General features: G+C 45.0%; 1 protein-coding gene. It reads left to right on the top strand.

Going from position 1 to position 1,291, the window contains the following annotated elements; genetic code table 11:
• Positions 1 to 251: 251 nt before the first annotated feature.
• On the top strand, positions 252 to 1,235 hold the full coding sequence (locus ACTHSP_RS20605) for a ribose-phosphate pyrophosphokinase (protein WP_152333207.1): 984 nt from the start codon (positions 252 to 254) through the stop codon (positions 1,233 to 1,235).
• Positions 1,236 to 1,291 lie beyond the last annotated feature (56 nt).

Consider the following 1,291-nt stretch of genomic DNA (forward strand, 5'->3'; position numbering starts at 1 on the left):
GGGGAGTCGTCAAGCGGTTAAGACACTGGATTTTGATTCCAGCATGCGAAGGTTCGAATCCTTCCTCCCCAGCCAAATAAAAGCGTGTAAGTTCTCTTACACGCTTTTTTACGCTAAGAGCAAAATAACGCTGAAAAACTTTTTTTTACCCGTCTTTACGCGTATAATCGCGCAATTAGTGTCTTAGACATAGGGCAAAGGGAAGCGTAATGTTTTCTGCGCGTAAATTAAATCTAGAATCAGGTGAAGATATGGCTGCTTATGACAGTTTAATGGTGTTTACCGGTAATGCAAATCCGGAATTGGCGCAACGTGTTGTCAAACATTTGGATATTTCACTCGGTGAAGCCACTGTTTCCAAATTCTCTGATGGCGAAGTAGCCATTGAATTGCTGGAAAATGTGCGTGGTCGCGATGTGTTTATTTTGCAACCTACCTGCGCGCCAACCAATGACAACCTGATGGAAATTTTGACTATGGCCGATGCACTCAAACGTGCTTCTGCCGGGCGTATTACTGCCGCGATTCCTTACTTTGGCTATGCGCGTCAAGATCGTCGTCCTCGCTCTGTTCGTGTACCGATTTCTGCTAAATTGGTAGCGAATATGTTGTACTCAGCAGGTATCGACCGCGTATTGACTGTTGACTTGCATGCCGATCAAATTCAAGGTTTCTTCGATATTCCGGTAGATAATATTTACGCTACCCCGATTTTATTGAACGATATTAAACAACAACGTATCGACAATCTGACTGTTGTCAGCCCTGACATTGGTGGTGTTGTACGTGCACGTGCTGTTGCTAAATCTTTAAATGCTGATTTGGCCATTATCGACAAACGTCGTCCTAAAGCCAACGTGGCTGAAGTGATGAACATTATTGGCGATATTCAAGGCCGTACTTGCTTGATCGTAGATGATATGATCGATACGGCAAACACCTTGTGTAAAGCAGCCGTTGCCCTGAAAGAGCGCGGTGCAGATCGTGTATTAGCATATGCCAGCCATGCAGTATTCTCCGGTGAAGCAGTGAGTCGAATTGCTTCTTCCGAAATTGACCAAGTAGTTGTGACAGATACGATTCCGTTGTCTGAAGCAGCTAAAAAATGTGAACGCATCCGTCAGGTTACCATTGCCGGTTTGCTGGCTGAAACGGTACGCCGTATCAGCAATGAAGAATCCGTCTCATATCTTTTCAATGAAGATGTGATGACTGGCGGCATGTTGCTGCCATAACCCGATGTCGTCTTAAGCTGGTCGCGGCCGATGACGACGATTTTATCTAAATTGGA

It is taken from the genome of Neisseria sp. P0001.S005 (assembly GCF_051963715.1).

Bases quoted from the DNA above. Each gene is read 5' to 3' on its own strand.
- ACTHSP_RS20605 (WP_152333207.1), top strand. From the start codon at position 252: ATGGCTGCTTATGACAGTTTAATGGTGTTTACCGGTAATGCAAATCCG.